Origin of the sequence: Bradyrhizobium sp. HKCCYLRH3099 (assembly GCF_051167855.1) — a bacterium.
In the GTDB taxonomy this organism is placed as follows: domain Bacteria; phylum Pseudomonadota; class Alphaproteobacteria; order Rhizobiales; family Xanthobacteraceae; genus Bradyrhizobium.
The window spans coordinates 58,218-76,339 of the sequence record NZ_JBNPTW010000006.1 but is presented as its reverse complement, the minus strand read 5'-3'; the positions used below and the strand labels follow the sequence as shown (position 1 = coordinate 76,339).

At 65.9% G+C, this 18,122-nt stretch carries 16 protein-coding genes; 4 read left to right on the top strand and 12 right to left on the bottom strand.

Going from position 1 to position 18,122, the window contains the following annotated elements; genetic code table 11:
* Positions 1 to 102: 102 nt before the first annotated feature.
* On the top strand, positions 103 to 753 hold the full coding sequence (locus ACQR1Y_RS14645) for an isochorismatase family protein (RefSeq protein ID WP_434875684.1): 651 nt from the start codon (positions 103 to 105) through the stop codon (positions 751 to 753).
* Here ACQR1Y_RS14645 and ACQR1Y_RS14640 read toward each other — a convergent pair.
* The 12 genes from ACQR1Y_RS14640 to ACQR1Y_RS14585 form a co-directional block, all read right to left on the bottom strand.
* Complete coding sequence (locus ACQR1Y_RS14640; protein ID WP_434875683.1) at positions 720 to 1,391, bottom strand: GntR family transcriptional regulator; 672 nt, start codon at positions 1,389 to 1,391, stop codon at positions 720 to 722. The genes ACQR1Y_RS14645 and ACQR1Y_RS14640 overlap by 34 nt on opposite strands.
* Positions 1,392 to 1,459: 68 nt before the next feature.
* Positions 1,460 to 2,203: a maleate cis-trans isomerase family protein gene (locus ACQR1Y_RS14635; RefSeq protein ID WP_434875682.1), complete on the bottom strand. Its 744-nt coding sequence runs from the start codon at positions 2,201 to 2,203 to the stop codon at positions 1,460 to 1,462.
* Entirely contained in the window at positions 2,200 to 3,057 is an 858-nt protein-coding gene (locus tag ACQR1Y_RS14630; RefSeq protein ID WP_434875681.1) for an ATP-binding cassette domain-containing protein, read from the bottom strand. The genes ACQR1Y_RS14635 and ACQR1Y_RS14630 overlap by 4 nt, the downstream gene beginning before the upstream one ends.
* Positions 3,054 to 4,010: an ABC transporter ATP-binding protein gene (locus tag ACQR1Y_RS14625; RefSeq protein ID WP_434875680.1), complete on the bottom strand. Its 957-nt coding sequence runs from the start codon at positions 4,008 to 4,010 to the stop codon at positions 3,054 to 3,056. Before ACQR1Y_RS14625 ends, ACQR1Y_RS14630 begins: the two co-directional genes overlap by 4 nt.
* Position 4,011: 1 nt before the next feature.
* Positions 4,012 to 4,884 (bottom strand): ABC transporter permease, encoded by an 873-nt coding sequence (locus tag ACQR1Y_RS14620; RefSeq protein WP_434875679.1) that lies wholly within the window; start codon positions 4,882 to 4,884, stop codon positions 4,012 to 4,014.
* Positions 4,881 to 5,816, bottom strand: coding sequence for an ABC transporter permease (locus ACQR1Y_RS14615; protein ID WP_434875678.1), 936 nt, complete (start codon positions 5,814 to 5,816; stop codon positions 4,881 to 4,883). Before ACQR1Y_RS14615 ends, ACQR1Y_RS14620 begins: the two co-directional genes overlap by 4 nt.
* Positions 5,817 to 5,828: 12 nt before the next feature.
* Positions 5,829 to 7,376: an ABC transporter substrate-binding protein gene (locus ACQR1Y_RS14610; RefSeq protein WP_434875677.1), complete on the bottom strand. Its 1,548-nt coding sequence runs from the start codon at positions 7,374 to 7,376 to the stop codon at positions 5,829 to 5,831.
* Positions 7,367 to 9,151 (bottom strand): dipeptide ABC transporter ATP-binding protein, encoded by a 1,785-nt coding sequence (locus tag ACQR1Y_RS14605; RefSeq protein ID WP_434875676.1) that lies wholly within the window; start codon positions 9,149 to 9,151, stop codon positions 7,367 to 7,369. Before ACQR1Y_RS14605 ends, ACQR1Y_RS14610 begins: the two co-directional genes overlap by 10 nt.
* Positions 9,141 to 10,046 (bottom strand): ABC transporter permease, encoded by a 906-nt coding sequence (locus ACQR1Y_RS14600; RefSeq protein ID WP_434875675.1) that lies wholly within the window; start codon positions 10,044 to 10,046, stop codon positions 9,141 to 9,143. The genes ACQR1Y_RS14605 and ACQR1Y_RS14600 overlap by 11 nt, the downstream gene beginning before the upstream one ends.
* A complete protein-coding gene (locus tag ACQR1Y_RS14595) occupies positions 10,043 to 11,047 on the bottom strand; it encodes an ABC transporter permease (RefSeq protein WP_434875674.1) in 1,005 nt (334 codons plus the stop codon). The genes ACQR1Y_RS14600 and ACQR1Y_RS14595 overlap by 4 nt, the downstream gene beginning before the upstream one ends.
* 13 nt (positions 11,048 to 11,060) lie before the next feature.
* On the bottom strand, positions 11,061 to 12,725 hold the full coding sequence (locus tag ACQR1Y_RS14590; RefSeq protein WP_434875673.1) for an ABC transporter substrate-binding protein: 1,665 nt from the start codon (positions 12,723 to 12,725) through the stop codon (positions 11,061 to 11,063).
* 25 nt (positions 12,726 to 12,750) lie between these two features.
* Positions 12,751 to 14,127 (bottom strand): MmgE/PrpD family protein, encoded by a 1,377-nt coding sequence (locus ACQR1Y_RS14585; RefSeq protein ID WP_434875672.1) that lies wholly within the window; start codon positions 14,125 to 14,127, stop codon positions 12,751 to 12,753.
* A gap of 400 nt (positions 14,128 to 14,527) precedes the next feature.
* On the opposite strand from ACQR1Y_RS14585, the gene ACQR1Y_RS14580 reads away from it, so the two are divergent.
* The 3 genes from ACQR1Y_RS14580 (at position 14,528) to rutA (ending at position 17,944) form a co-directional block, all read left to right on the top strand.
* Positions 14,528 to 15,925, top strand: a complete 1,398-nt coding sequence (locus tag ACQR1Y_RS14580; RefSeq protein WP_434875671.1) for an FAD-dependent oxidoreductase — start codon at positions 14,528 to 14,530, stop codon at positions 15,923 to 15,925.
* 31 nt (positions 15,926 to 15,956) lie between these two features.
* Positions 15,957 to 16,703, top strand: a complete 747-nt coding sequence (locus ACQR1Y_RS14575) for a maleate cis-trans isomerase family protein (RefSeq protein ID WP_434875670.1) — start codon at positions 15,957 to 15,959, stop codon at positions 16,701 to 16,703.
* Positions 16,704 to 16,861: 158 nt separating this feature from the next.
* Positions 16,862 to 17,944 (top strand): pyrimidine utilization protein A, encoded by a 1,083-nt coding sequence (rutA, locus tag ACQR1Y_RS14570; protein ID WP_434875669.1) that lies wholly within the window; start codon positions 16,862 to 16,864, stop codon positions 17,942 to 17,944.
* Positions 17,945 to 18,122: the final 178 nt, after the last annotated feature.

Here is an 18,122-nt window from a genome sequence, read left to right as displayed (position 1 = left end):
TTGCGATGGAGTGAGAGGAATTGCAGCACAGGCAGTGCCGCACGACAGTTGTTAGGACGAATTTGATGTGACAGAGTAGCTCGTCACTGACGCGGAGCACGCATGAGCGAACTTGATATCTACGCCAAACAGGGATTTGCGCAGACCGTCGGCCTCGGCGATCGCCCGGCCGTCGTGGTCGTGGACTTCATCAACGGTTTCACCGACCCCGATCATTTCGGCGGCGGCAACATCGATCCCGCGATCGAGCGCACTGTCGAGCTGCTCGAGCTGGCGCGCGCGCACGGGCTTCCGATCGCTCACACACGGGTGGTCTATGCCGACGATGGCAGCGACGCCGGCGCCTTTGCGAGGAAAGCCCCGGGCCTGCTGAAGCTCACGGAAACCAGCCCGCTCAGCCAGTTCGTTCCGCAATTGCAGCCACGGCAGGGTGAGTTGATCGTCAAGAAGCGGCACGCATCGGCTTTTTTCGGCACCGACTTCGGCGCCTGGCTGACATGGAACAGGATCGATACGCTGCTGGTGGCGGGGTGCACGACCTCGGGGTGCGTTCGCGCCACCGTCGTCGACAGTTCTGCTCACAATCTGCGGACCATTGTCGTGACTGACTGCGTCGGCGACCGGGCGATCGCGCCGCATGAAGCCAATCTGTTCGACATGGGGCAGAAATATGCGGACCTGATGCCGCTTTCGGATCTCCGCCAGCACTTGATCTCGCATCATGCGGCGTCGCTGGCTGACGCGACGATCTGAGCGTCGCTGCCGAGAATGACGTGACGCGCGGCCGCGATATGGCTGCGCATCACCGCCCCCGCCCATTCGCTGTCGCGCCGTTCGATTGCCGCGACGATCTCGCAATGATGGGCCGCGCTGCGCTGGAGATCCTCATCGTCGTAGCGGCTGAAGGTTCGCATGGTCAGCGGGATCTGGATGATGGTCTTCAGGAGCGGCCCCAGCCGCTTCACGCCGGATGCGTCGTGCAGCAGCTGGTGAAACTCCGTGTTCAATTCGGCGATCACCTCCAGATGATGCTCGCCGCGCTCGCGCGCCGCCACGCTCATGCGCTCGGCGAGCTCGCGCAGCCGGGCGAGCTGCTCGGGCGAACGCCGCACGGCGGCCTGCTCTGCGCCAAAGCTTTCCAGCACCATGCGAAGGCTGAACACCTCCTCGGCATCGGAGCGTTCCCAGCTCAGCACATAGGCGCCGCGATTGGCGACGAAATCGACCAGACCCTCGGCATGGAGCCGGCGCAGGGCTTCGCGAACCGGGGTGCGGCTGACGCCGACGGCATCCGCGAGATCCTCCGCCTTCAGATGTGAGCCGCCGGGATATTTGCCGCCCAGGATGCCCTCCCGGATCGCGGCATAGGCCCTCTCGACTGCTGCTGCCATTCGCCTCCCCGCTCTCTCTTGTGTGCGGCATTCGCGCCGATTCGGGATATATATAGCCGCTCGCGCTGCTAGTAGCGCTCCAGCAGCGGTCCCCAACCCGGGATTTTGTCTTCGATCCCCGACGCCCGCAGCGCGTGATGGTAGATGGCGGTATTGATCGCGATCACGGGCTTGCCGAGCCAGATCTCGGCGCGGGACGCGAGCGCGGCCATTGCGAGGTTGGTGCCGACCTGCACGATGGCCTCGACATCCGGCGCGTTCACCGCGACGATCGCATCGCGCAGCCGCGCCTCGCTGACATGGGCGATCGCCACTGGGCTTTCGCATTTCAGGCCGAGGATCTTGGCGACCGAGAACCCGGCCTCCTCGAAGAAGCGCACCACATTCTCGTCGCCGACCGGGAAATACGGCGTGATCACTGCGATCCGCTTGACCCCGATCAGCTTGAGCACGGACTCGACTGCATCCGAGCCGGTGGTGACCGCGATGCCGCTGTGCTGCTCGAGCTCCTGCTTGAGCCGCCGGGCCGCGGCATAGCCGTCCCAGAACGACTCGGCGGAGATGCCGAGCACGAGACGGTCCGGCTCCATCGACATGGCGCTGTCGACGGCCTCGATCTGCGCCGCCGCAATCAGTTCGACCAGGCGCTGGAAGTCGTCATTGCTGCGCAGCGCCATGTTCGGGATGCGGATCCGGCTGATGTGGTTGGTGACGCCGACCGGGCGCATGCCGTCGAATTCAGGCTGCACCGACGTATTGGTCGACGGCACCAGGACCGCGAACTTCTTGCGCCATCCGAGCGCGTCGGTCATTCGGATTCTCCTTGAAAGTCAGCAGACGAAATGGATGTCATGTCGCGTTGTTGCACGTGCGCCGATGCCCTGGGCACCGCAGCGAGCAGCTTCTTCGTGTAGTCGTGGCGCGGCTCGCGCAGCACCTGCGCCGGCGTGCCCTGCTCCACGATCACGCCGGCCTGCATCACCGCGACCTCGCTGCAGAGATGATGCACGAGCGCGAGATCGTGGCTGATGAAGATCATCGTCAGGCCGAGACGCTGGCGCAGCGAGATCAACAGACGCAGGATCTGCGCCTGCAGCGACACGTCGAGCGACGACACCGGCTCATCGGCGACGAGCAGCTCCGGCCGCATCGCGAGCGCCCGCGCAATCGCCACGCGCTGGCGCTGTCCGCCCGACAATTGGTGCGGATAGCGGCCGCGCAGCTCGGCATCCAGCCCGACCATGCCGAGCAGGTCCGTGGCCGCCGACGCGCGCTGCGGTTTCGGCAGGCCGGCGAGCGCCAGGCTTTCCTGCAAGGTCCGCTGCACCGTCTTGCGCAGGTTGAGCGAGGCCGTCGAATCCTGGAACACCATCTGGAAGCGGCGACGGAACGGATGCAGCGCCGCGCCATCGAGCGCGCTGATGTCGTGGCCATCGAACAGGATGCGGCCAGAGCTCTGTCGCTCCAGCCGCATGATGATCTGCGCCAGGGTCGACTTGCCGCAGCCGCTTTCGCCGACGATGCCGAGCACGCCGCCGCGCGGGACCTTGAGGCTGACGCTCTTCACCGCATGCAATGGCTGGCGGGCGCCGAGCAACCGCGGCAGCAGCCGGCGCTCGAGTTCGAACGTCTTGCAGATGTCGACGAGTTCGAGCAGCGCGGTCATGCGGCCGCCTCCCAGCAGGCGACGCGGCCGCTGGCGACGAGCCGCACCGGCGGCCTGTCAGCGCATTGCGCGACCCGCGCGCCGCAGCGGGGCGCGAACGGACATCCCGTGGTGAGCCGTCCGGCCACCGGCGCCGACCCTTCGATCGTATGAATGACGCCCGGCAGATCGGACAACCGCGGCACGCAGGCGAGCAGCGCACGCGTATAGGGATGCGCGGGAGCAGCAAACAGCGCGTCGACCTTGCCCTCCTCCATCAGCATGCCGCCATAGAGCACGACGGCACGGTCGCAGAGCTGGGCCATCAAATCGAGATTGTGGGTGATGAACAGCACGGCAAGGCCAAGCTTGCGCCGGAGGTCGCCGAGCAGATCGACGATCTGCGCCTGCACGGTGACGTCGAGCGCAGTGGTCGGCTCGTCGGCGATCAGCAGCTTCGGCCGGCAGGCGATGGCCATCGCGATCAGCACGCGCTGACGCATGCCGCCGGAGAACTGGTGCGGATATTGCCGCAGGCGGGCCTCGGGATTGCGGATGCCGACCATGTCGAGCGCCTCGACCGCGATCCGCGTCGCCTCGGCGCGGCTCGCCTTGCGGTGCGCGGAGATCACGTTGGTCAGCTGCGCGCCGATGGTGAAGGCCGGGTTGAGCCCCGACATGGCATCCTGAAACACCATGGAGATGGCACCTCCACGCAGGCGGCGCATGGCGGCCTCGCCGGCCTCGGTCAGATCCTGGCCATCGAAGATGATGCGTCCCTTGAGGATGCGGAGCGGCGGCCGCAGCAATTGCAGGATCGCGAGCGCCGTCTGGCTCTTGCCGGAGCCGGACTCGCCGACCAGGCCGACCGCCTCGCCGGCATCGAGCGACAGGCTCAATCCGCGGACCAGCTCGATCGTCCCGCCGTCAGCGGGATAGCCGATATGCAGATCGTCGAGCTCGAGCAGCGCCATCTCACGCCACCATCGACAGGCTGGCGGCGCTGCGCGGATCGAGCAGCTCGCGAAGTGCGTCACCGAGAAGATTGAAGCCGATCACGCTCAGCGAGATGGCAAGGCCCGGAAAGACGTAGGTCCACCACTCGCCGGAGAAGATGTACTTGCGCGCGTCGGCCAGCATGCCGCCCCAGCTCGGGTTCGGCGGCTCGACGCCGAGCCCAACGAAGCTCAGGCTGGCTTCCACCACGATGCCAACCCCGATCAGAAGGGTCGCCTGCACGATCACCGGCGACAGGCAGTTCGGCAGCACGTCGCCGAACATGATCGACAGCCGCGATGCCCCCTGCATCCGTCGTGCCCGGACGTAGTCCGCCTGCCCTTCCACCAGCGCGCCGCCATAGGTCACGCGCGCGAGCGGCGGAATGTAGAGGATGCCGACCAGGAGGATGATCTTGCTCTCGTTCGGCAGCAGCCAGGGCCCGATCGGCACGGGGCCGACGCCGACGATGCCGACCACGGCAATCGCCCAGATCAGCATCGGGATCGCGGCGAGGCCATCGACCGTGCGCATCGCCGCCTGCTCCCAGAAGCCTCTCGCGACACCGGCGCTGACGCCAAGCGCAATGCCGCCGGTCAGGCCGATCGCGACCGCGAGCAGGCCGACGGTGAGCGAGGGCCGCGCGCCCCAGATGATGCGGCTGAGAATATCGCGTCCGGTCTGATCGGTGCCCATCCAATGCAGCGCGCTCGGCGGCGCGAGCTTGCGGCTGAGATCGACGGCGAGCGGATCATAGGGCGCGATCCACGGCGCCAGCAGCGCGGTGGCGGCCGCCGCGAGCACGAGCGCGAGGCCGATCCGGCTCTCCAGGCGCCATCCAGCTCCGCTCATCGCGACAACCTCGGATCAAGCCAGGTGTAGAGCAGGTCCGCCAGCGCATTGGCGGCGATGAAAACCGCCGTGATGACGAGTACGACGTTCTCGATCATCAGATAGTCGCGCCGGAAGATCGCGCTCAGCAGCGCCCGCGACATGCCGGCGATGTTGAACACCTGCTCGACGATCAGCGACCAGCCGAACATGTAGCCGAACGACATTGCGGACACCGTGACGACCGGCGGCAGCGCGTTCTTCAGGACGTAGGTCAGGATGCGGCGCCGCGGCAGTCCCATCGCCTGCGCCACCCGGACGTGGTCGGCCCTCAGCACATCGGCCACGGCCGAGCGCGTCATCCGGCTGATGATGGCAACGTAGTAGATGCCGAGCGCGATCGCGGGCAAGGTCATCGACTGCAGATGCGCGACGATCCCGTCCCGCCAGGGCACGTAGCCGCCGGCGGGAAACCAGCGCAGCGCCACCGCGCCCCATGCGATCAGCATCAGCCCCAGCCAGAAGCTCGGGATCGACACGCCGGCCACCGACAGCACCCGCGCGACCTGGTCGATCGCGCGCCCCTCGTAAAGCGCCGAGAGCACGCCCAGGGGAATGGCCGTCACGAGCGAGAACGCGAAGCCGAGCACCACGAGCTCGAAGGTGACCGGGAACGTATCGGCGATCTGGCTCGAAATGGGCGTGTCGTCGATCACGGAGTTGCCGAAATCGCCGCGCGCCACGCCGCCGATCCACGACGCGTATTGCTGCCACAGCGGCCGGTCCAACCCGTGATCCCGGTCGAACTCGGCGACGTCAGCCTCGGAGGCATCGGCGCCGAGCACCACGCGCGCCGGAGATACCGGGATCGTATGGACGAGCACGAACAGCACCAGGCTGACGCCTGCCAGCGTCACGATCGCGCCCATGATGCGGTATGCGATGGCGATCACGATCCCGACCGCTCAGCTCATCTTGACGTCGCGAGTCCAGATCGTGAGACCTGTGTTCGGGACGAAGTCCTTGATCTCGGCGCGCCAAGCATTCGCGACGCCGACGAAACCGAGCCAGACGTTGGGGCAGTCCTCGGCGAGGATCGCCTGCATCTTCTGGAATAGCGGGTCGAGATGCGCCGGATCCTGGTATTTGTAGCTCTCCTTGATAGCGTCATCGAGCGCCGCGCTGGTCCAGCCCGACGATTTCGACATGATCTGATCGGCCGTGTAGCAGATCTGCATGATGAAGGTCGGATCGCTCGGCCCCATCAGCGGCAGCGCGGAGGCGACCTGCGTGCCCGCCATGGCGCGCGACAGGATCTGCGGCATCTCCATGGCCGTGATCTTCATCTTGATGCCGACCTCGGCGAGCTGCGACTGGATCACGATCGCGGCTTCCGACTGGTCGAACAGATAGGGCGTCGACGGCACCAGCAGCTCGAACTCGGCATTCCCTGCGTATTTGGAGCGCGACAGGTAATCCCGCGCTTTCGCCGGGTCGTATCCCACCGCCTTGTCGGCCTCGGCATTGAAATAGGAGACGTTGGTCGGCGCCGGCACCGCGCTCGGGTCCATCAGCCCATAGAACACCTCGCGGGCGATCTTCCGGCGATCGATGGCGCAGGAGACGGCCTTGCGGAAATTCACATCGTCGAACGGCGCCCGCTTGGTGTTGGTCTGCAGGAACCACATGCCGCCGACGGCGACCTTGCTGCCGGTCGCGATGCCCGGCACCGTCTTGAGCCGCTCGAATTCGTGCGGCGGCGGCGCGCTGATGATCTGCGCCTGGTTCGTCATCAGATAGGCGACGCGCGTGGCGTCCTCCGGCACGATCCTCGCGACCAGGCGGTCCCATACAGGAACTCCCTTGCGCCAATATTTGTCGTGCCGCTTCAACTCGACATAATCGTTCTGCTTCCAGGCGACGAAGGCCCCCGGCCCCGTGCCCACGCCGACCGGCGCGGTCTTGAAGCCGTTGTCGCCGAGCTTCTCGCGACTGCCCTTGGGAAAGATCCCCATGAACTTGGTCATGTACTGAAACCACGGCCGGTACGGCGATTTCATCTTGAACACGATCCGCGTCGGGCTCTCGATCACGATCTCCTGGATCGGCGCGAACAGCGAGCGGCGGACCGATTTGTTCTTGGGGTCCAGCATGTATTCGTAGGAATATTTGACGTCCTCGGCGCTGAACGGCGAGCCGTCATGGAACACGACGTCATCGCGCAGGTCGAACTTGAACACGGTCTGGTCGTCGGAGATCTCCGGCATGGCACGCGCCAGTGACGGCACGACTTTGCCGTCGAGGTCGATCTCGAGCAGGTTCTCGAACACGGCGTTGGTGATCGCCATCGCGTCATGATTGGAGATCTGGATCGGATCGAGCGTCGAGGGATTGTTAGGCAGCGCGATCGTCAGCATCCTGTCGGCCGCAAGGGCCAGATCGGGATCGAACAGGGAGACGCCGGCGATGGCGGCGGCGCCACCCGCCATGAATGTACGGCGCGTCAGATGCATGAGGCCTCCTTGAGGGATGCTGGCAGAACGTTGGCGATGGCCGGCGCGCAGCGCACCAGCCGCCCATCGGGCGCGGCAAGCAGCGGCTGCGGCTGGTCGCTGCAGGACGGCCGCGCGACCGGGCAGCGCCCGGCGAGATAGCAGCCGCGCGGCAGATCGATCGGACTCGGAATCTCGCCGCTGAGCGCCTCGATGTCGGTCCGGTCGACACGGCGATGGCTAGGGTCGGCCACGAGATGCGCCGCCAGCAGCGCCTTTGAATACGGATGCAGCGGGCGGCGGAAGATCTGCTCGCGGCTGCCGATCTCGACGATCTGGCCGAGATACATGACGGCGACGCGATGGCTCATCTCCTCGACGGTGTTGAGGTCGTGCGAGATGAACACATAGGAGACGCCGAGCCGCTCCTGCAGGCCGCGCAACAGTTTGATGATCGCGAGCCGCGCCAGCGGCGTCAGCGCCGAGGTCGGCTCGTCCAACACGATCAGGTCGGGTTCGACCGCGACGGCGCGCGCGATGTTGACCCGCTGCTGCGCTCCGGCACTCATCGCGCGCGGCTTGAGCCGCGCCGTCTCGGGGGGCAGGCCAACCAGCTCCAGCAATTCACGAATACGCTTGGCGTCGGCTTTCGGCTCGATCGCTTCGGCGAGGAGATCGGCGACGGTCCAGCGCGGGTCGAGCGAGTCGAGCGGGTCCTGGAAGACGATCTGCATCTTGCGCCGAAGCAGACGCAACTCGCGCGCCGAGGCGCGGCTGAGCGAACGGCCGGCGAAATCGATCTCGCCGGCGTCCGGCTCGACCAGGCGCAGGATGGCCCGCCCGACGGTGGTCTTGCCCGAGCCGCTCTCGCCGACGAGGCCGAGCGTCTCGCCACGGCCGACCGTGAAGCTGACGTCATCGACGGCCTGCACCCGCTTGTCGCTGTCGCGCAGCGGAAACGTCTTGCGCAGACCGCTGATGCTGAGCAGCGGCGTGACTGCTGCGGCGCTCACCGTCGCCTCCTTGCGGCGCGCCAGGATCGAGCGGCTGTAGGCGTCGCGCGGCGCGGCGTAGAACGAAGCGGTCGGCGCGTCCTCGACCTTGCGTCCGCCCTGCAGCACGATCACGCGGTCGCAGTAATTGGCAATGATGCCGAGATCCTGGGTCATCAGCAGCGCCGCCGATCCCGCCTCGCGCACCGAGCGCCACATCTCGTCGAGGAACTGCGCCTGGATGGTCACATCGAGACCGCTGGTCGGCTCGTCCGCGACCACCAGCCGCGGCCCGGACCCGAGCGCCATCGCGATCAGCACCCGCTGCGCCATGCCGCCGCTGATCTCGTGCGGATAGGCCTTGGCGCGACGCTCGGGATCATTGAGGCCGAGATTGCGCAGCATCGTCACCGCATGCGCTTCGGCCTGCCGCGCCGACACCGGATGGTGCGAGCGATAGACGTCGGCGATCTGGCTGCCGACCTGGTGCAGCGGGCTCAGCGCGCTGCGCGGATTCTGCACGATCAGCCCGATGTCACGGCCCCGCCACTCGCGGCGCTCGGCTTCATCGAGCGCGAGCAGATCGGTCCCCTGCATCATGATCTGGCCGCTGACGATGCGACCGTTGCCGCGGGTCAGTCCGAGCAGCGCCAAGGCGAGCGTCGACTTGCCGCTGCCGGAATCGCCGGTCAGGCCGACCACCTCGCCAGGGGCGATGGTCAGCGCGAAGTCCGAGATCGCGGCACGCGCGCCGTAGGCGACGGTCAGCCCCCTGACATCGATGACCGCGGTCTCATTCGGCATAGATGCGCTCCAGACCGTTGCCGAAGGCGGCATAGCCGAACACCGTCAGCGAGATCGCGAGACCCGGGAAGAGCGACGACCACCATTCGCCCTGGATCAGGTCATTGGCGCTGGCGGCGATCATCAGCCCCCACTCCGGCGACGGCGGCCGCACCCCGGCGCCCACGAAGCTGAGGCCGGCGGTCATCAGGATCGCGAAACCGATCGTGACCGAGGCCTGGATCAACGATGGCGCCAACGCATTGGGCAACACGTGGCGCAGCGCGATGAACAACTCGCTCTTGCCGAGCGCGCGCGAGGCATCGACGAAGCCGCGGGCGCGTTGCGCCAGCACCTCCGCGCGGGTCAGGCGCACATAGATCGGCGTGTAGAGGAAGGCGAGCGTGACGATGATCGTGGTGTTGCTGCGGCCCGCCAAGGTCACCAGGATCATGCCGGTGATGAAGACCGGAAACGCCTGGATCAGGTCCGACAGCCGCATCACCGTGGCCGCGATCCATGACCGCGCGAAGCCCGCGAGGAGTCCGAGCAGGCTGCCGATGACCAGCGACGCGAGATTGGCGCCGACCGCGATCGCCACGTCGGTGCGCGGCGCGGCGATCACCCGCGAGAAGACGTCGAGGCCGGTGGCGTCGGTGCCGAACCAATGGATCGGCGGATGCGGCGCGCCGCGCAAGGCGCTCCACATCAGCCCGGGAACGCTCGCGAGTTCCGGCGGCGGCTCGCTCACCTCCATCGTCGGCCGGCTCGGATCGTAGGGCGCGAGCCACGGGCCCGCCATCATCAGGACCAGCGACAACAGCACGAGAGCAGTCCCGAAGCCGAACAGCCACGACATTTTTCGCCGCTCGACGATGCGCTGGCCGATGTCGGCCGTGTCGATCAGGTCGGTCATGCCGCGAGCCTCGGATCGATCCAGGCATGCACGACATCGAGCGCAAGATAGACGAACAGCGAGATCGCGGCGATCACCAGCACCACCGCCTGGATGGCAGGGTAGTCGAACGCGAGCACGGAGCGCACCGCGTATTGGCCGATGCCGCCGAGCGAGAACACGGTCTCGATCAGCACCGCGCCGCCGAGAATATAGCCGTAGAGCACGCCGAGCAGCGTCAGCGCCGGGACCAGCGCATTCTTCAGCGCGACCAGCGCGATGCGCCACGGCGGCAGTCCGGAGGCGCGGGCATAGAGGATGTAGTCGGCGCCGAGCACGCGGACCATGTTCTGCCGGACCATCTTGATGATCGGGCCTGACAGCACGAACACCTTGGTGGCGATCGGCAGCGCCAGATGATGGAGCGCATCGCGCAGCGCCGCCATGTTGCCGGCGAGCAGCGAGTCGATGGTGATGAATCCGGTGACCGCCGCCGGCGGCGTCATCATCGGATCGATCCGGCCGAGCGGCGCCGGCGCCCAGCCCAGCACGGCGAAGAACACGTAGATGAACAGAAGCCCCCACCAGAACTCCGGCTGCGAGCCGGCGAACAGGCTGTAGGTGAAGGTCGCGCTGTCAGCAACGCCGCCGGGGCGCAGTGCGCAGAGCATGCCGAGCGGCACGGACAATAGAAACGCGAGCACGAAGCTGATCGTGATCAGTTCGATGGTGACCGGCAGGACATTGCGGATGTCCTGCATGACAGGCGCGCCGCTCACCCAGGAGCGGCCGAAATCGCCACGCGCGACGCCGGCCGCATAGCTCAGGAGCTGCTCGAGCACGGGTCTGTCCAGCCCGAGCGCATGCTGGGACGACAGATACGCCTCGCGCGTCGCGTTCATGCCGACGAGCCGCGCCACCGGATCCGCCGGCAGCATGCGGATCGCAAAGAACACCACGAGCAGCAGCCCGACCAGCTGCAGCATGGCGACGGCCAACCGCCGGGCGACGAACGGGATCACGCGACCGGCTCCGTCAGTTCTGCAGTTGCAGATCGATGAAGTGGATCGAGTTCTCCGGGTGCCAGGTGACGCCGGACAGCTTGCTGGAAAAGGCCCACTCCGTCTTGGTCTCGACCAGCGGCACCCAGGCGAGATCCGTCTGCAGCCGCTCCTGGATCTGGGTCAGGATCTGGCGGCGCTTCGCGTCGTCGACCTCGCTCTTGGCCTCGCTGAACAGCTTGTCGACGTCCGGGCTCGAATAATTGGCGAGGTTGTTGACGCCGCCCGCGGCGGTCGACACGAAGAACAGCATCGTCGCGTAGCCGACGTCGGGTCCGACGGGCTTTTCCTGATCGGACAGACCCATCGGCAGATCCTTCTTGACGATTCGACGGTCGCTCATCTGCGTCTGCGGCAAGGGATCGAGCTGGACCGGAAGGCCGATATCCTTCAGCGACGACTGGATCACGGTGGCGATCGGCCCCAGCAGCGACTCGCGCTCGGCGACGAAGGCGAGCTTGAACGCGTCGGGGTATGCCTCCAGCCCCTTGCCTTCGGGATAGCCGGCCTCGGCCAGCAGCTGCTTGGCCTTGGCGAGGTCGGTGTCGTATTGCGTCGACGGCTTCACATAGGCATTCAGCGCCCGCGAGAAGTGACCGTCCATGTGCTGGGCCGCGCCGGAATAGCCGACATTGGTGATCTGCTGATACGGCATCGCATAGGCGATCGCCTGACGCAGCTTCGGGTTATCGAACGGCGGCGTCTTGAAGTTCAGGTTGAGGATCAGAATCTCGTTACCGAAGATGCCGGCGACCTTGACGCCGTTGGCCTTGCGCAGGCCATTGAACTCGCGCGCCGTCAGGCGCTGGGTCAACTGCGCGCTGCCGCTGCGCAGCGCCAGCGTCCGGTTCGAGCTCTGCGGCACCTTCTTGATGACGACGCGATCGATCGCCGGCTTGCCGCGGTAATAGTTCGGGTTGGCGACCAGGACGAACTCGTCATCCTTGGTCCAGCGCTCCAGGCAGTAGGCCCCGAAGGACGGCACGTTCTGGGTGTTGACGTAGTCATGCGCCCACGGGTCGGCCTCGGTGGCGTGCTTCTTCATCTCCTTGCTGTCGTAAGGATAGGTCGAATAGATCGTCATCACCATCTGGAACAGGCGGTTCGGCGACGACTGCTTGATGCGCACGGTGTAGTCGTCGACCTTGGTGACCGCATCGCCCAGGCTCTTGTCCGCCCCGGGCTTGAAGACGTCGCGCGTGAAGCCTGAGACCGAGGCGAGATTGGCCAGGAACCAGCCGATCGGCGCCTTGCCGCTGACCGATTTTGCGCGCGCAAAGGTGTAGAGCACGTCGTCCGCCGTGAACTCGTTGCCGGCGCAGCTCTTGACGCCCTTGCGCAGATGGAAGGTCCAGGTCAGGCTCGGCTCGTCGAACTCCCAGCTCTCGACCAGGCGCCCCTCATATTTGGAGTAGTCGAGCGTGCGGATGCCTTCGCTGTTGGCCGGGCCATAGGGGTAATAGATGTAGGGCTCGGACAGATTGATGAATCCGGTCTGCGAGGTGTTGGTCGAGACCGACGGGCCGTCATAGTCGAGCCCCGCTGGGACGTCCTCGGCCAGGAACAACAGCTGGCTTTCGGCCGCAGCCGGTGTTGCCGCAAGCGCCAGCATCGTCACCCCAGCCCAGATCGTCCGCATCCGTCGTTCTCCTGTTCTCTTCATCTCATTGCATCAGCAGCGCCGTCAGCCCCCGGACGTCCTCGACGTCTTCGAGGCGGTCGACCATGTCGATCAACCGGTCCCCCGCCTCGGCGTGCAGCGGCACCTGCGCGAACTCCAGACAGCGGCGGAACTTCATCAGATGCTGGTCGCGCGACAGCCGCCGGGACGGATGCGCCAGCATCACCTCGCAGCGCCGGCGCAGCACCTCGCCGCTCCTGAGCGTCACCACGATCTCCTGCGGCACCAGCGCGTTCGGATCCGGATTGTCGTCGGCTTCCATCGTGACGCGGGCGGCGACGTCATGCGTCGCGGCGTCCGTCAGCTCGGCGCCGCGATAATGCGCGAGATCGACCGTGCCGTGCAGCAGCGCCTTGGCCGCAATGAATTGCATGCACAGGCGCGCGTAGTTGGCATTCGGCGCCGGCACGTCCGGACGTCCGCAAAGCCGCTTGATCAAGGAGGGACCTATGACGCGCACGGACTGGACGTCGACGGCCGTGAAGCCGTGCTCACGACGCAACGCGATCAGGCCCTCGATCCCACCGTGGGTGGCCCGTCCGGCCGGAAAAGGCTTGTGGCTGAGCTCGCTGACCAGCCAGTCGCGCCCGAGACCATCCAAGGTCGGCTCCAGATCCCAGCGCCCCTCGAACAGCTTGAGATAGCCGAACGGTCCTTCGAACACATCGCGGGGACCAACGAGTCCGACCGCGGCGAGATCGCAGCTTTGCAGCGCGGCCCGTGCATTGAAGGCGATCTGCATCGGCAGCACGATGCTGCCCTCGACATGCGCCTGCATCGTGCCACTGGTCTGGCCATACTGAACGCCGAACGCATTGCAGGTGGCCTCGGCGTCGAGGCCGGCGAGGCGCGCGACCGCTGCGGAAGCGCCAAATCCACCGGATGTGGCCGGCCGAAAGAACGTCAACGCTGAGCGGGAGGCGACGCCGAGACCGGCCGCAACGTCGATGCCGACCGCGACGGCGGCGATCAGTTCGCGCCCGGATACGCCGCCCTTGCGATCCGCATAAGCGAGCGCAGCCGGAAGCAGGGTCGCCATCGGATGCAGCACCGCGCGCTCATGGACGCAGTCATATTCCTGGCAATGGACCTGAAATCCATTGAGGAACGCCGCCATCGAGGCCGGCGCGCGCATGCGGCGCCCCCAGACGACCGCCTCGCTCCCCTCGCCCCACCCAGCCGAAGCCGCAGCGAGCTGATCGGCACCGGCGGCCGACGAGCCCGCGATACCGACCCCAATCGTATCGAGAATGAAAACCTTGGCCTGCGCGATCGCGTCAGAGGTCAACTGAGCAAAACGCGTCGCGACGACATGACGCGCGAAGCGCTCGGAGGCAACCAGCGCAGTGCTGCCGCTCATGCGACGCTCGGCGCGCAAGCACTTGGCGCGGAGACCGGCGCGCCAGGCGCGGGCCGAGACCGCCATTTGCGTAAGCCGACCAGTTGAAAGATCCGCCTCAAGACCAGCCCCCATCGCTGCCGTCTGGCCGTCAGGCTAACACCGCCCTCAACAAGATTGCATACACTTTTTCTGTGCAACGGCGTAGGCAACCTGCCCATTAGTACAGCAATCGCCGCGTTACGATCGCAAAACACCTATAAGAAAGCCATTTCTTGAAACGCGACGGACGATTGCTCGTGATGAGTAGTCGGAGGCGTTGACGGACTCGAACAACAGTGCATACAATCTTGCACTGGTTACCGACAGCGACGTCGGTCCATCCACGACCAGGCCTCGCCGCCCGATCAGAGGATTTTCAATGCCGGTCATCCGCACCCATGCCATGAGCTTCGACGCGTCGGTGCCGGTGCTCGTGGTTGGAGCCGGCGCAACCGGCATGACCGCAGCACTCGCCGCTGCCGATGCAGGCGCGGATGTCATGGTGCTCGAACGCGACGCGAGCCCGACCGGCACGACCAGCATGGCGCAGGGCTTCATCTGCGCGGCCGCGACGCGGGCACAGAAGGACAAGGGGGTCAGCGACAGCGCCGAGGCGATGTTTGCCGATATCATGACGAAGACGCGCGGACAGACCGATGAGCGGCTGGCCCGAACCATCGCCCGCGAGTCCGGCCCCACGATCGACTGGCTGATGGCCGATCATGATTTCCCCTTCGATGTCGAGCTCGCCTGGCGCACGGATTTCGGCCACTCGGTGCCGCGGCTGCACGGGCTGCCATCCCGCAGCGGAACGGAATTGCTCGGTCGCCTGATCCGCGCCGGCGAAGGACGGGTGTCGCTGACGACGAACGCGCATGTCGTCGACGTCTACGCCGACGACAGGGATCGCGTGCTCGGTGTCGGTCTCCTGCGTCCGGACGGCACCCGCGAAACCATCGGCTGCGCAGCATTGGTCCTGGCGACCTGCGGCTTCGGCGCCAATCGCGAGATGGTGCGACGCTTCATCCCGGAGATGGGCGACAGCCCCTATTTCGGGCACGAGGGCGATGACGGCGAAGGCATTCAATGGGGCATGGAGCTCGGCGCGGCCACTGCCGACATGGCTGCGTTCCAGGGCTATGGCGCGCTCTCGATCGAATCGGGCGTGCTGGTCAACTACAACCTGATCATGGAAGGCGGCATCCAGGTCAACCTGACCGGCACGCGCTTCTCCAACGAACTGTTCGACATTTCCGGCCAATCGAAGCAGGTGCTGGCGCAGCCGAACGGCGTCGCCTGGGTGGTCTATGACGAGCGGCTGCGACAGAGCAATTTGCGCTGGCCGGAGTACCAGGCCCTCACCAAGCTCGGCATGGTCAAGTCCGCGCCCGATGCGGCAAGTCTCGCGCAACTGATCGGCGTTCCCGCGGCCGCGCTGCAGGCGACCCTCGCCCACGCCATCGCCTGCGCGAACGGCGCGGCGGAGGATCCGTTCGGCCGCGACTTCCGCCGCAATCCCCCGCTGAGCGGCGAAGGCCCTTACTTTGCGGCCAAGGTGACCGGCGCTCTCTTTCATACCCAGGGCGGCCTGGTCGTCGATGACACCGCCCGCGTGATGCGCGCCGACGGATCTCCGATGCCCAATCTGTTTGCCGGCGGCGGCACCGCGCGCAGCATCTCCGGGCCTGGCGTGTGGGGCTATCTCCCGGCCGCCGGTCTGTGCATGGCGGTGACGCTCGGGCGGCTGGCCGGCCAGGCCGCGGCCCGGCAAGCATAAAAAGCGTAACAAGCATCATAAGGAACAAGCGATGCGTGATGTCCTCGGATGGCGCAAGAAGTTCGGCGTGCTGGGACCGTCGACCAACACGGTGGTCCAGCCGGACTTCGAGGCGATGCGCCCTGCCGGCGTCACCAACCATTACAGCCGCATCTACACGCCGAACTCGCACGCCGTCAGCAATGAAACCTTCATGGCGGGTACGAGCATCATCTCGGACAACGTGGTCGATGCCGTGAAAAGCGTCATGACCTGCTCGCCGGATTATCTCGTGATGGGCATGTCGGCCATCACCTTCTATGGCGGCATCAAGGGCGCGGATGCGTTCCAGGCCAAGGTGGAGCGCGAAAGCGGCGTCGGCATCAGCATCGGCTCGCACGCCTGCACGGCGGCGCTCAAGGCTTACGGCGCAGGCAAGCGCATCGCGTTCCTGACGCCGTATTATCCGGTCGCCAATGATCAGGTGCGGACCTATTTCACCGAGGCCGGCTACACGGTGGTGCGCGACATCTGCCTGAAATGCCCGAGTTGGACCGGCATCGCCGAGGTTCCAGAGGATACACTGCGCGACCGACTGATCGAGCTCAATGGCGACGATGTCGACGCCATCGTTCAGGTCGGTACCAATCTCAGCATGATCCGGCTCGCCGCGATCGCCGAGTTCTGGCTCGACAAGCCGGTGATCGCGATCAACACCGCGACGTATTGGCACGCCCTGCGGCAGAACGGCATTACCGACAGGATCTCCGGTCTCGGTCGCCTGCTGGAAGAGCATTGACCCATGGCTCTCCCGGCCACGACGCCTGCCGATCGCGCGCCGTGGCCGCATCTTCCGGCATCGCCAATATCTGGCATCGCGTTTGCTAGCAGACTATCAGCCGGTGAGGCGCTTGCCGGCGAGCCAATCGATCTCTTCCGTAACCAGGAGCGACTGCAATGGATCTCGGCGTCTTCATCCCGATCGGCAACAATGGCTGGCTGATCTCGACCGCATCCCCGCAGTACAAGCCGACCTTCGAGCTCAACAAGGAAATCGTCCAGCGCGCCGAGGCCTATAACTTCGAGTTCGCGCTCTCGATGATCAAGCTGCGCGGCTTCGGCGGCAAGAGCGAGTTCTGGGACTACAATCTCGAAAGCTTCACCCTGATGGCGGGCCTCGCCGCCGTGACCACCAAGATCAAGCTGTTCGCGTCGACCGCGGTGCTCACACTGCCGCCCGCGATCGTCGCTCGCATGGCCACGACCATCGATTCCATTTCCGGCGGACGCTTCGGCATCAACATCGTCTCGGGATGGGCCAAGGCGGAATACGAGCAGATGGGCCTGTGGCCCGGCGACGACTATTTCGGTTACCGCTACGGCTACTCGACCGAGTACGTCCAGGTCATGCAGGATCTCTGGACCACAGGCACTTCGGATCTCAAGGGCAAGCACTTCCAGATGTCCGACTGCCACATGAAGCCGATGCCGGAGCACAAGATCGAGATCGTCGCGGCCGGACAGAGCCCGACCGGAATGGCGTTCGCCGCGCAATATGCCGACTATAATTTCGTGCTTGGCAGCGGCGTGAATACGCCGACCGCACATGCCAAGACCAACACGCAGCTTCTGGAGGCCGTCGCCAAGTCTGGGCGCGACGTCGGCGCCTATGTGCTGTTCATGGTCATTGCCGACGAGACCGACGACGCCGCGATGGCGAAGTGGCAATCCTACAAGGACGGCGTCGACGTCGACGCGCTGGCCTGGATGGCCGATCAGGGTTCGAAGGATCAGTCGGCTGCCGACTCCTCGACCGCCAAGACGATCAACCTGCCCGAGCAGGCCGTCAACTTCAACATGGGCACCATCGTCGGCTCCTATGCCACCGTCGCGAAGCTGCTCGACGAGGCCGCCACGGTGCCGGGGACCAAGGGGCTGATGCTGACCTTCGACGACTTCATCGCGGGAATCGATACGTTCGGCCAACATATTCAGCCCCTGATGCAGTCGCGCAAGGATCGCCTGGCCCGCGCGGCCTGATCCGGATCGGTGGCGCCGGCGAGCTTCGCCGCCGGCGGCGCAGACCTAACTCTCGGAACGCCCCTGACATTCCGCACCCAAACATCCCTCCACGTTCAAGAGAGCGGGCGCGGCTTCGCGAACTCGCAGCGCCTGCACCGTCATTCCGCACGCTCACGGCCATTGAGATCGACTAATC